Source organism: Terrabacter sp. C0L_2 (assembly GCF_036352015.1).
Classification (GTDB): domain Bacteria; phylum Actinomycetota; class Actinomycetes; order Actinomycetales; family Dermatophilaceae; genus Terrabacter; species Terrabacter tumescens.
Map to the genome: position 1 here is coordinate 4828418 of NZ_CP143557.1, position 13337 is coordinate 4841754.

Here is a 13337-nt window from a genome sequence, read left to right on the forward strand (position 1 = left end):
GAACCTCCCATCTGTGGGTTCCTCATGCCAGGGCCGCGTCCGCTGCGGCCAAGGGCGTGTCGGCGAGACCGGGATATTCCCTGCGGAGCTCACTGGCCGTCTCGAATAATATGGAGTGACCGATCAGCGCCGCCCGTGCCGCAGGGAGCGCGGCGAGCGCGTCGACGTCGTGACCACTGCTGCAGCCGCGCGTCGTAGCTAGCCGTCCCGAGAGCGCGTAGCCTGCCCCCGGACCGCGGCACCACCATGGCCGCTCCTTGCAGGCCGACCATTGCCACGACCCCTGCACACAAGATGGTGGCGGCCTTCTGCGGGGTCACGGCTCGGGCCAGGTCCTCGGCGCCCCTCAACATCCGGCGCGCGCGAGCCAGCGAGGCGTCGAGCTGAGACTCGCGCCGGTCAAGCTGCGCGCTGCTGTAGGCGTCCAGCTCACGCAGCTGCCAGGGCACGCTCCACCTCAGCCCCAACGCCAGCAGGAGGTAGGTGGCACCGCCGAAGGTCAGACTGGCCCACCACAGCGGCGTGTACCGGGCGCCGCCGAGCCCACCTCCACCGCGCTGAGCGACAAGACCACTCCGACCCAGGCCCGTAGGGCCGCTGGCAACCGGCCGAAGTGCATCGCTCACCGCACAGCGCTGCCGGCGTCAACGACCACAACGGGCCACTGCGCCGTCACTAGCACCGCGGCGTAGGGGCCGTCGGCGTGGAGCAGGCCCAACACGCTTCTCAACTGAGAGCTCCACTGCTGGTGGGATCGGAAGGGAGTGCTTGGTGGTCCACCTCTCGCGCATCATCGATCAGATCCAACATCTTGCTTGGCCCTAGAGGAGTGCTATGTACGCGGACGTCGAACGGACTGAGTGCGTCTGCGACGGCGTTGAGGACCGCTGCGGGGGTCGCGATGGTGCCTGCCTCGCCGAGGCCCTTGAAGCCCCCGGGCACGTCAGGAGCCGGGGTCTCGATGTGGCCGACAACGATGTTCGGCACCTCCATGGTGGAGGGGTAGAGATAGTCAAGGAGGCTAGCGGACATCAAAACGCCGTCCTCGCTATAGGCGTGTTCCTCCAACAACGCGTCACCGATGCCCTGCGCGATCGCGCCAGCCACCTGCCCCTCCACCACCATAGGATTGAGCATGGTGCCGCAGTCCTCGACAGACACAACTTTGTCCACCTGGATCTTGCCCGTCTCGATATCCACCTCTACAACCGCGACTACGCATCCATTGCTGTAGCTGCCAGGAGGCGCCGCCGAACTCGACACAGAGAGCGCGCCCTCCTCCAGATCCACGCTCGCCGCTCCTCCACCCCAGTGGACATACGCGGCGATCTCCGCAATGGTTTTGCCCGTCTCCGGAGCACCCCGCACGAAAGCCCTTCCGTGAGAGATCTCCACGTCCTCGATGTTTGCCTCGAGCATGTCGGCAGCAAGGGCGACTAAGCGTCGCTTCATCTCCTGAGCCGCCCGCCCGATGGTCGCAGCGCCAATAATGGCGCTGCGGCTGGCGTATGTCCCGCCGGAGTAGGGAGTGCTCTTAGTGTCACCCTGTACGACCTGGATGTCCTCTATGCGTGCGCCAATGCCGTCCGCGGCGAGCTGGGCGAAGGTGGTCTCGTGGCTTTGCCCCTGAGAATGAAGTCCGGACATGACGTAAATGGAACCATCAGCCTGAATAGAGATGGACGCCGTGTCGTAATACTTGCCGGGGTACCCAAGCTCGTTGCCAATTCGGGCGCCGAAACCGGTCGGCTCGACATACGGGCTGACGCCGACGCCGACGTACTTCCCATGCTTACGCTGCTCGCCCTGTCGTTCACGGATCCCCCGGTAGTCCGCCATCTCGGTTGCCATCTCGATGGCACGTCGGTAGCTTCCGCCGTCGTAACGAGGGCCTATCACACTGTCATAGGGCTCGTCCGGGATGCAGTTTTGTAGGCGAAGTTCGACGGGGTCGCGGCCTATCGCCCTGGCGACGTCGTCGATCAGCACCTCACGAACGGTCTGGCCAGCAGTCCAACCAACTCCACGGTAAACCCCGAGCGGGGCCTTATTCGTTAGCGCCGTTTCAGAGACGTAGCTCGCCGCTGGGACGTCGTAAACGCCGGTCATGCAGTTCACAGCGCCCAAAGACTCGTGATGCGCCAGGAACGGCGGAATCGAGTACGCACCGGGGTCGCTGAGCGTCTTGGATCGCATCCCTAGGAAGCTTCCATCATTTGCCACCGCGACTTCCATGTCAATGTCGATTTCCTTGGCGTGCGAGCTCGCGGCGAGGTTCTCGTAGCGGTCCTCAACCCACTTCACCGGTCGACCCACGAGCCGAGAGACCGCGGGGATCACGACGTCCTCGGGATAGACGCTGGCCTTTAGGCCGAAAGCACCGCCGACTGCTGGCGTCCTGATCTCGAGTTTGGTCTCCGATAGACCCAACGGTGCCGCGATTAGGGCCCGAAGGAGGTGCGGCATCTGCGTGGAGTTCCACACACGCATGGTCGAGGTGCCCACGTCCCAATCACCGATAACCCCACGTGTTTCCAGGGGCAGCGCGCCAACCCGGCCGTGATGAAAGGAGATCCCGACGACATGCGCAGCCTCTGCGAACGCCTGTTGCACATCTCCCCCAGATCGTTCGATATGGGCGATTCGGTTGTCTCCCAAGGACTCATGCAACACCGCGGCTCCAGGTGCGAGAGATGCCCGGGTATTCGCAATTACCGGCAGCTCGTCATACTCGACGTCGACCAGCTCGCAGGCGTCCTCTGCGATGTACCGCGAACTTGCGACAACAACCGCGACTGCTTCGCCAACGAACCGCACCTTTTCATCAGCGAGCACAGCTCTCGCCATCGACTTCACCTCGGGGCGCGGGCCTACCGCATGGATCGGACCTATGCCAACAAGGTCGCGAAGAGTAAAGACGCCCACGACACCGGGCAACCCCTGCGCCTGCTCTACGTCTATTCGCACCACGCGAGCATGGGCTAACGGACTGCGCACGAACGCGGCATGCAGCATTCGCGGCAGTTCTATGTCGTCCAGGTACCGCGCCTGGCCACGCATCAGGCGTGGATCCTCTGAACGCACTACTCGCGCTCCAACATACCGTCCAGCGGACATGTCTCGGCCCCCGATCATTGTGCATCTCCTTCGGCACCGCGGGCCCGACACGCAGCGTCTTTGACTGCGGCAACGATCCCTACGTACCCCGTGCATCGACAGACGTTGCCGGACAGGAAATCGCGGATCTCGGAGTCTGACGGATCACTGTTCTCGGCGAGGAGCGCCTCAGTAGCCATCAGGAATCCCGGCGTACAAAAACCGCACTGCAAACCGTGACAGCGCCGGAACGACTCCTGGATGGGATGCAGCTCCTCACCGTTGGCAAGGCCTTCGACGGTGCGCACTTCCTCGCCCTGCACCTGCACTGCGAAGGTAATGCACGACCGAACGAGTTTCCCACCGATCGAAACCGTGCAAGCGCCACAGACACCCTGCTCGCACCCTACGTGAGTTCCAAATAGCCCCAGTTCGTGGCGCAGGAAGTCACTGAGCAGCGTACGAGCCGGTACTTCCGCCGTCCGAGGCACTCCATTGACAACAAGACCCACCTCGTGAAGCGGTTCGCGCGTCATAGCATTTCTCCCTGCGTCGATAGGATCCCTGCACAGTCGGCTAGAGCACGTCGAACCAACGTCCCCGTCACCTTCTTGCGATACCGCCCGGAGGCGTGGCTGTCCTCGGGCGGCCGGATCGCCCTCTGCACGTCCGCCTCGACATCTGCATGAACCTGCGGATCATCGACACGGGCACCAACAAGCATCGCCTCGGCCGAGGACACCCGCAACGGCACCTCCCCAGCGCCAAGGACAGAGATCCGAGACGTCACAACTCGATCCCGTTCGTCTAGGTCAATAGCCACAGCTGCACCTACCATGGCGAAGTCGCCATGCCGCCTAGCGACCTCTCGAAACGCCGTTCGCCGGCGAAGGCCGCTCGGCGCAGCCGGGACGTGGATCTCGGTGAGCATCTCGTCGGCTTCAAGAGCGGTGGTGAAGAACGACCGGAAGAATGACTCAGCCGGGACCCGACGTTCGCCATGTAGCCCAGTGATGACCATCTCTGCGTCCAAGGCGAGCCAGACAGCCGGAAGCTCGGCCGCCGGATCCGCATGAGCCGTGCTGCCGCACAAAGTTCCCCTGTTCCTGATCGCCTCGTGGCCGACCCACTTCAAAGCCTGACCGATCAAAGGCGAAACGGCGTTCACCTCCTCCGAGCGCAGGGCGTCGCTGTGCCGCACTCCGTGACCGAAGCGAACACCCGAACTGTCCACGACGATTCTGTCCGAACCTGGGATGTGGCAGACATCGATCAAGGCGGACGGGCGGGCAAGCCTGAAGTTCATAAGCGGGATGAGGCTCTGTCCGCCGGCCAGGATCTTGGCGTCATCACCCTCAAAGGCCAGAAGTTCTAGGGCGTGCTGCGTCGACTCAGCGACATGGAAAGCGAAACGGTCAGGCTTCACCACAGGCTCCGTTCGAGAGGTGCATGACACCGGGGCCGCACATCATCGCGCGCCTCGACGGGCCCTGGCATCGATCCCCACGGCGAAGAGCAGGATTACTCCGAAGATGAAACGCTGGAAGACAATGTCCACGCCGAGAAGGTTGAATCCATTCTGGATCAATGCCAGCACGAAGATGCCAACCACCGTGCGCCAAATAGCACCTGCCCCCCCCAATATCGACGTTCCACCGATTACAACCGCGGCGATTGCATTCATCACCAGATCGTTTCCTCCGGCGTTAGCCTGGCCAGTGCCCACCCGTGACGCCGCCATCACTCCAGCGAGCCCGGCAAGAGCGCCACCGACCACATACGTACTGGCGCGCAGCGCATTTACTCGCAGACCCGAGAGAGTTGCAGCTTCCGCGTTCCCGCCAACGGCATACAAGTAGCGGCCCCATGTCATCCGATGCAAAGCTAGACTGAGGATGACGGCGACAACCCCAAAGATCACGACGGCCACAGGGACTCCAAAGATTCTGCCTTGGCCCAGCGTCGTGAAACGGTCATCGCTGACGCGTAGCAACTTGCCGTCTGAAATGGCGAGCGCGACGCCCGTAATCATGACGCTAGAAGCCAAGGTGGCGATTAGGGCGTTAATTCTAAGGGACGTGGTAAGCACGCCGTTGAAAAGCCCGATCAACGCTCCGCACACAACTCCGGCAAGCAATCCCGCGACGATGTCGACATTGATCGCCACGGTAGCCGCGATCACGCCGGCGAAGCCGAACACTGCACCTGCAGAGAGGTCAAAGCCGCCTGCGATAAATACCACCGTGGCACCGCAGGCCACGATGCCTAGCGTGGCCGATTGGTCTGCTATGTTGAGCAGGTTGTTCAGAGTCAGGAAGGCCTGCGAGCTAACCGACAAAGCAACGAACAGCGTAAGGAGTGTAAATACGATGCCAAAGTCGCGCAACGACGCGAGTCCGGGGCCTCTCCGGGCTCGCTTTGGCAGACTTGTAACTACAGCGTTCATGGGGTTCCCTCGCAGATCTTGTTGTTGTTCAGATGAGCGGATGTGGGTGACAGATAAGTCGCCGATCCGCCCTCCGCACCGAAGGCAGCCTGCACGACTCGTTCCTTGGAGAGCTCCTCGCCGGCGATTTCCTCGATGACTCGCCCTCTTCTCAGAACGAGCGCGCGGTGCGCCAGACCGATTACTTCTTCATGCTCCGAAGACACGAGAACGACCGCCACCCCGTCGGCCGCAATGGCGGCGATGAGTTGATGAATGGCCGCCTTGGCCCCGACATCCACACCTCGGGTCGGCTCGTCTATAAGCAGAACACGAGCACCGAACGCCAGCCACTTGGCGAACATAACCTTCTGCTGGTTGCCCCCAGAAAGGGCCAGGACCGGTGCTTTTCCGTCGAGGGTACGTACGTCCAATTGTTCACTGAGCCGATCAGTGGTGGACACCTCCTTAGCCTTCGACATGAAGCCGAACGCACTGTGCCGCCGGAGGCTCGCCAGTGTGACGTTATCCCTGATCGAGCGCCCCATGATCAGGCCCTGATCTTTGCGGTTCTCCGGCACCATGCCTATTCCGCGCTTCATGGCACGCCCCGGGTTGGTCGCACGGATTGGTACCCCGTCAACTCTGACTTCTCCTCGCGCACGGTCGGCACCGAAGACGGCTCTCAGAAGCTCGGTGCGCCCTGAGCCCATGAGGCCGGCCAGCCCGACGATCTCGCCCGCCCGCACGTCGAACGAGATGTCAGTGAATACGCCGGGACGAGTAAGTCCCCGGACGGACAAGACGGTTGGTGCGCCAAGGGGGATGGCGGCCTTGTCGGGCATGGAGAGGTCGACGTTGTTGCCGATCATTGAGGACACCAGTGACTCGGTAGTCTCCGATGAGGCGTCTGCCGTGCGGACGTGCTCGCCGTCCTTTAGCACGACGACAGTGTCGGCGAGGTGGAGCACGTCCTCAAGGAAGTGAGAGACGAAGACGACGGAGGTACCTTGGGCAGTGAGTCGGCGCACGATCGCAAAGAGACCTTGGACCTCATCCCGCGAGAGTGCTGCCGTGGGTTCGTCCATGACTATTACGCGCGCACTCCTCGCCAGGGCACGCAGAATCTCGACCTTCTGCTGGTCGGCCACTCGGAGGCTGCCCACCCGGTCGTCCGGGTCGAGGATGAAGCCTGCGCTGCGCTGCAGGTCCTCGAAGCGATCCCGGTTAATGCGGTTTCTGACGAAGCCCTTGGCCCTCGACTCGAACCCGAGGAACACGTTGTCGACCACGCTCATCTCCGGAACCAAGGCGAGCTCCTGCGCCACCAGAACAATCCCGTGACTCAATGCATCGCGAGGCGATCCCAGATCGACCACCACCTCGTCTACCAGGATCCGTCCGGCATCCGGACGATGCACCCCCGCGATCGTCTTGCCGAGCGTGGACTTTCCAGCGCCGTTTTCCCCGACTAGCGCGACAACCGCCCCGGCCGGAATAACGACGTCGACCCCCTTGAGTGCCTGGACGCCATCGAACCGCTTCGCCACGCCCTCGAGGCGCATGATCGGACGCGACGTCTCGCTACCGGCTGCATACATGGTCGCCGCCTGTTGCGCGAGGTGCGGTTGCGGTGCGAGTCGTTCGGAGCGTCGGGTCGATGCTGCCGTCGGGAGCTATGATTACTCCGTAGACGCTTTCGGCCCTAGCGGGTGAGACGTAGCCCTCGAGTACGTCTTGACGCACTTGCTCGGGGTCGCGATCGAGTGGGGATCCGTAGCCTCCGCCCGCGCTGGACCGCGAGACGAGTCGCTCGCCGGGCGCCAAGGTCACTCTTGCGTAGCCGGACACCTGCTGCTCTTGGCCGTTTAGATCGCGGACCCCTGCCGAACCGGTGGCGCCCGGCAGTCCGCCACGCGCGCCGTCTGCGGGAAACACGGTGTTGTCGGTGGTCAACGCGCATTCCATCGAGGTTCCGACGGAAGTGAACTCGACAAGCACCGATGGACTGCCCCTGAACCGTCCGGCGCCCTCGGTGTCCGGGAGCACGCGTGAGATCTCGATGCGCATCGGTCGGAGGATCTCCGCCATCTCTGTGTTCTCCCAAGCGTTCATGCCCGCGCAGCCTCCGGCGTAGGAGAGCCAGCCGTCGGCCCATGGGTTCGCGGGACCCCCGGTCGCACCAATGCAGGGCATGTCGACGAAAGGCTTTCCGTGACGTGGGTCGATTCCCGAGACGATGGCGTTCGACGGAGACAGGCACGCCCCAGAACCGGCCATCCCGGAACCGTCGGCCAACTCAGCGATCGCCTGCTGCACGGCGCTCATGATCCGTTCCGGCACCCCGGTGGTGGCTGATGAACAGCTGGCCGGGTGTCTGGGGATTCCGGCGACGCAGTTCTCGCGCAAAGTGATGCGCAGTCGCCGGAAGCTGCCCCCGTTTGTCGGGACCCCCGGTCCGAGACTGTTGAAGATGCCCATCATCGCGCCAGTGAGCGCGGTGGACTCGGTGGTGTTGACCCCGGCTGGGACACAGTCTGGGTTCTCAGTGAGGTCGACCGCGATCACGCCCTCGTCCGATCGGACGTCGACCTGGACGTTGATGGGCACGCCTGACTCCAGTCCGGGAACCGGCAACGGGTCGTATGCGGTGCTTCCGGTTGCCCTTCCCGAGGGCAGCGCCCGGATCGCACGGTCCATTTTGTCTTCGCTGTAGTCGAACCACGCTTCGACATATTCGGTGAGGGCGTCCCAGCCGTACTCCTCGCCCAACGCAAGCAGCTCACGCTCGGCGGTTCGCACCGCACCCAGCATGGCGAGGTAGTCGCCCCACCACATCTCGGGTGCCCGCAGCCGCAGCTTGCACATCCTCAGTACGTCGTCCACGCGCTTGTACCTGTCCTCAACCTTCACACAGTCGAAGATTAGAGCGCCCTCGTCGTAGACGTCACGCGCAACCGAATTGAACGTGGTGGGGACGGCGTTCCCGCAGTCGGCCAGATGTGCCTTGACGAGGACTGTGAACCGGTGGACGCCGTTCGCGTCGATGACCGGGGCCAACAGCGAGTGGTCGGCCGCATGCGAATTGCCGTCGTAGGGCGAGTTGTGCAGGAAGACGTCACCGGCGTGAAGCTCAGGGTGCAATTCCTTCATCCGCTTTGCGGTCAGGTCGGGACCCGCGAGCACATGGATGGGCAGGCTCTCGGCCGCAGCGAGAAGCTCGTCATCTCCAGTGACCAGGCAGCATGAGAAGTCGCGGCCCGTGTTGATCAGCCCCGACCGTGCCGTCCTGAACAGCGTGTTCTGCATCGATCTCACCACGGACTGCATCCGGTTGGTGAGGACAGCAAGCTGTGCAGGGTCGGACGCGATCGAAACCTTCTTACGCTCGCCCGGATGGGCGAGCCGGTGGGGAGGGGTCAGTACCAGGCTTCCTGAGGCGCGGCGGGCCACCGTCGCGTCGGGGTTGACCACCACCGTCGTGAATGGGGACTCTACGACGGCCGGCCCGTTGAACACCTCGTCGACCGGCATCGACCCGAGGCGGTACACCTCGGCCTCGACGTAACCAGTCGCCGGGAAGTACATGAGGCGACGCATCGCGGCGCTTCCGTTGTCCGAGTTCGCCGGGACTTGGCCAACGGTGTCATCGCGCAGTCGACAGTGCACCACTGCGCGGACGCCGATCACCTCGACCTCGGCCTCGGGCTGGTTGACCGAGAAGACGTCGAGATGAAGGGCGTGGAAATCGTTGCGGAACGACTGGAGCTCTGCCCCAGTATGGATGCGATTGCCCGAGAGAGGAACCTGCAGTTCCCAAACCTGCTTGGGATAGTTGGCCTCCAGCGCGAACTCAACGCGGACCGACTCATCGGTCGCTCCCACTGTTCTGGCGAACTGACGGCACCGGTCTTCGAGCTGGGCGAGGGCAGTATTGGCGCCTTCGAAGTCGAAAGCACCGGTGCTGGTGATCAGGGTCATCGCGTACTCGGCCTTCAGGTCACTCATCAGTGCCCCGGCCGCGCTCAGCGTCGCGCCTGTCTCGGGGATGATCACGCGTTCGCTGCCGAGTCGCTCCGCGATAGCCACGGAGTTCAGCCCCGCACCACCGCCTCCACCAATCAGCACTGCCCTCGCGGGATCGACTCCCTGGTTCAGGGTGATCTCCTCGATGGCCGTAACCATGCCCTCAGTGACCAGAGTCATAATGGCCGCAGCGGCGTCCTCGACGGTGAGCCCCAGAGGGGATGCGACCTGCTCCTCGATCGCTGCCCGAGCCGCATCGACGTCAAGTTTCATCTTCCCACCCAGGAAGTACGCCGGGTCGATGTAGCCCAGGACGAGGCTCGCGTCCGTGACGGTGGGCTGGGTTCCTCCGCGGCCATAGGCGACTGGCCCGGGCTGCGCCCCTGCACTCTGGGGTCCGACGCGGAGGAGACCGCCCTCGTCCACCCAGGCGATGCTGCCACCGCCGGCACCCACGCTCTTCACATCAACACTGGGGAACCCGGTCATGTGCCCGAAGAACGGCTCACCGATCCAGGTCTCCTTGGTGGTGGGGATCCTGCCCTTCCGGACCAGGCTCACGTCGTACGTCGTGCCGCCAGTGTCCGCAACGATTGCGGTGTCGGTGTCTGCGTCGATCAGCGCGTAGTGAGAACCCGCCACCGGAGCCATTGAGGGCCCGGAGTTGATCGAGTGAATCGGCTGGTCGGCAACGAACGACGCATCCAGCACACCCGCATTCGACGTGAGGATCAGCACTCGACCACCGAAGCCCGCTTCGCGAAGCCGCTCCTCAAGGCTCCCCAGATACTCCTGCATCAGCGGCTTGAGCGAGGCATCGATTGCCGTGGACGATGCGCGCCGGTACTCGCGAAGAATCGGGTTGAGCCGGTGCGACAACGTGTAAGGAACACCTGGCAGATGCTCCTCGAGCAACTCACCGACTCGCAGCTCGTGCGCAGGGTTAACCGTCGACCACAGCAGGCACACTGCCACCGCCTCCACCTGCAGCGACTTTAGCGTGCCGATGTGGGCAACGACCGCGGCTTCGTCGAGCTCGCGCACGACCTCACCGGCGGAGCCGATGCGACCGGGGACCTCGTAGGTCAGCGAACGCGGGATGTACGGCTCCGGATAGGCCTTGGTGTAGTTGAACGGGTCCGTCCGGCCGCCCTCGCGAAAGAGCAGGATGTCCGGGTGGCCCTCGGTTGTGAGAAAAGCGGTCTTGGCAGTGCCCCCAGTCAGGATGGCATTGATCGCTCGCGTGGTTCCATGGATGAACAATCCCTCACCAGCGAGGAGTTCCGACCGTTCAACCCCCCGAGCCTCGGCCGCAACCGACAGCACATTCAGCACACCCTCCACCGGGTCGTCCGGAGTCGTGGGCGACTTGTAGACCTCCAACGCGCCGTCGTCGGCCTCAATCACCAAGTCGGTGAAAGTCCCACCTGTATCCACTGCGAACCTCATCAAAAACCTCTCTCCTAACCGATTCACGGCACTTCACGCCGGTGTCGGTTTTAATCGAATGTCTATGGGCGAGACTCAGCCGGCCCACTGCCCGGAATAATTTCCGAACTTCGCACTGTTCTGAGCAGTGAACACTCGAGGCCAGGCCAGCCGCTCCGCCGGGTCGATGCCGGCCGTGAAGGGTTGCGATCGAACCGCCCTGACGGCCTGGTCCACCAGGTACAGGCCCTCGTCGACCGGGTACATCATCACCGTGCCGAACCAGGTCCCGTTGCGGATCGCCTTGAGGCCACGTTCTCCCCCAGCGAGGCCGATGATCTTGACCTGGTCCTGCACTGCCGCCGCCTTCACAGCCAGCTCAACTCCCTCAGCCATCGCATCGCTCGAGGTAGCGATGACGTCAAGACCGGGGTGGGCCTGCAAGATGTCCTGGGTGGCGGCCCGAGCCGGCTCAGCGAGGTACTTGCCTTCAACTCGTGCCACCACCTTGATCTCGGGGTGGGAAGCGAGAACCCGCTTGACGCCGTCGAAGAGTGCCTCCTCCGCGGGGATCATCGCGCCCGGAAGCTGCGCCACCTCACACGGATTCTTACCAGCACAGGCCTCCACGATCAGGCGCCCCGTGCTCTCCCCCAAAGAGTGCTCCGGAATCGCCGTCTGGGCAACGACGCCCTTCGCATTCGAGACTTTGCTTGTGAAGTCGTCACCACACGGGTAGCCGCCGCCGCAGACGACCTTGATGCCTGCCTTAGCAGCCTCCGCGACGGCAGGGCCAACACCGGAGGCGTTCACCGGGGTGACGATGAAGGCATCGAACTTGCCCGTGGCGACCGCATCCTGAATCTGTGCAAACTGTTTCTGCTCGTCGAATCCCGCGTCGAACGTCGTCAGCGACGCGTTCCGGGCCTCGGCCGCCGCTGCGATCCCGTCACCGATAGCCGCGAAGTAGTCATTCTGACTGGTGGGTACGAACCAGGCCAGCCTAACCGCCTTCGCGTTACTCACCGACCCCTCGAGCACCGCCTTGTGTGCCGCAGGCGTCGCACGGCTTGCGGCCACCGCGCCAGTCTCGGTCGAGCCAGCTCCCGACGCCTTTCCACACGCGGCGAGTGCAACCACCATCAACCCCGCCAGCACGGCGGTCATCTGGCGGCGCGGCGTGCAGGACTTCTTCGTCAATCGGCGCATCGCGCACCTCTCTAAAGGTCGAACGAACAATCGGTCGGCCCCACGGGCCGCCGCTGCCCACCAAAAGCGGAGTGTCCCTAAAGGCACCTTCGCCCTCTCCTCACACCGAGGCGGATCATGCACTGAAGGCTAAGACCCCGCATGCGCACTCCATCACTGGACGCGTATATGGAACGCGGACACCGGGTCGTTCCTTTGTCTAGGTCCCCACACTCCCACCCTGGCGGTATCGAGGTCGCCCTCGTGGACGTGCCGGCCGCGCCCGGCTGTGCGAGTGCTCGGTCTTCGTGTCGGGCACCTGCTGGCCGAGCTGCATGAAGCGCAGGGGGTGGAGCTGCTTTTGGGTGCACGAGTGTTGACATCTGAGGGCGGGCGTGTGACTGTCGACGACGGCGCCATCCTGGACGCTGACATCGTGCTGGAGTCCGTCGGGGTCACTCCCGACACGGACTGGCTTGCCCGTAGCCCTCTAAGCCTGCACAACGGTGTCATGTGCGACGGCGACGGGCGAGCTGCGCCCAACGTCTACGCCGTGGATGACGTCGCAAGTTGGGCTGGGACGCGCCGAGAACACTGGACCAGCGTGGGCTTACAGGCGGACCATGCGGTCGCCGTCATGCTTGGCCAGGAGACGCCGCCGACGGTTGTACCTTATTGGTGGAGCGACCAATACGACATGAAGCTGCAAGGACTCGGCAATCCGGCGGGCGACGACGTGCAAGTGGCTGGCCGGGGACCGAGGGCTCGCACAGTCGCTGTGTACTCCAGGGACGGGCGCCTGACCGGCTTGGTCGGCTTTTCTCCGCAGGTGCGATCATGGACTTCGGCAGGATGTCGAGGCAGGCACCGAGGCCGGAGAGATCTTGGATCGGCTCGCCCACATCAACGCTCTCGGCTAGGCCACGAGCGGGTCTGGCACTGGTCTAGGCGGTGTCGGTCCACGTCAATCCTCCCATTCGCTTATCTACCGCGCACTAGCCGCCACGAAAGCCACGCACACAGTCAGAGTTTTCGAGACGTTGACGTGAGCGCTCTCGGCTAGGCCGGAGCCGTCTGGGAGACCGCCCCGGTGAATCAGGAGACTATCCGCGTGTCGGCGGCCCCAGCGGCATGCGCGGAAGCGCGCGGAGTATGTCTCCCCGCGGTGAACAAT

8 protein-coding genes are annotated in these 13337 nt (G+C 63.7%); 1 reads left to right on the forward strand and 7 read right to left on the reverse strand.

Annotated features, from left to right (window positions below):
* Positions 1-726: 726 nt before the first annotated feature.
* The 7 genes from U5C87_RS22500 to U5C87_RS22530 form a co-directional block, all read right to left on the reverse strand.
* Positions 727-3213: a xanthine dehydrogenase family protein molybdopterin-binding subunit gene (locus tag U5C87_RS22500; protein WP_330474603.1), complete on the reverse strand. Its 2487-nt coding sequence runs from the start codon at positions 3211-3213 to the stop codon at positions 727-729.
* Positions 3132-3632, reverse strand: coding sequence for a (2Fe-2S)-binding protein (locus U5C87_RS22505; RefSeq protein ID WP_330474604.1), 501 nt, complete (start codon positions 3630-3632; stop codon positions 3132-3134). The genes U5C87_RS22500 and U5C87_RS22505 overlap by 82 nt, the downstream gene beginning before the upstream one ends.
* Entirely contained in the window at positions 3629-4522 is an 894-nt protein-coding gene (locus tag U5C87_RS22510; protein ID WP_330474605.1) for an FAD binding domain-containing protein, read from the reverse strand. The genes U5C87_RS22505 and U5C87_RS22510 overlap by 4 nt, the downstream gene beginning before the upstream one ends.
* A gap of 42 nt (positions 4523-4564) precedes the next feature.
* The gene (locus U5C87_RS22515; RefSeq protein ID WP_330474606.1) at positions 4565-5482 is read right to left on the reverse strand and encodes an ABC transporter permease; all 918 of its coding nucleotides are present in this window, start codon (positions 5480-5482) and stop codon (positions 4565-4567) included.
* A gap of 56 nt (positions 5483-5538) precedes the next feature.
* Positions 5539-7086, reverse strand: a complete 1548-nt coding sequence (locus U5C87_RS22520) for a sugar ABC transporter ATP-binding protein (RefSeq protein WP_330474607.1) — start codon at positions 7084-7086, stop codon at positions 5539-5541.
* Positions 7087-7105: 19 nt separating this feature from the next.
* Entirely contained in the window at positions 7106-10996 is a 3891-nt protein-coding gene (locus U5C87_RS22525; RefSeq protein WP_330474608.1) for a hydantoinase B/oxoprolinase family protein, read from the reverse strand.
* 75 nt (positions 10997-11071) lie between these two features.
* The gene (locus U5C87_RS22530) at positions 11072-12175 is read right to left on the reverse strand and encodes a sugar ABC transporter substrate-binding protein (protein WP_330474609.1); all 1104 of its coding nucleotides are present in this window, start codon (positions 12173-12175) and stop codon (positions 11072-11074) included.
* 283 nt (positions 12176-12458) lie between these two features.
* Between U5C87_RS22530 and U5C87_RS22705 the strand changes: the two genes are divergently transcribed.
* A complete protein-coding gene (locus U5C87_RS22705) occupies positions 12459-13226 on the forward strand; it encodes an FAD-dependent oxidoreductase (protein ID WP_443082090.1) in 768 nt (255 codons plus the stop codon).
* The last annotated feature ends 111 nt before the right edge of the window (positions 13227-13337 follow it).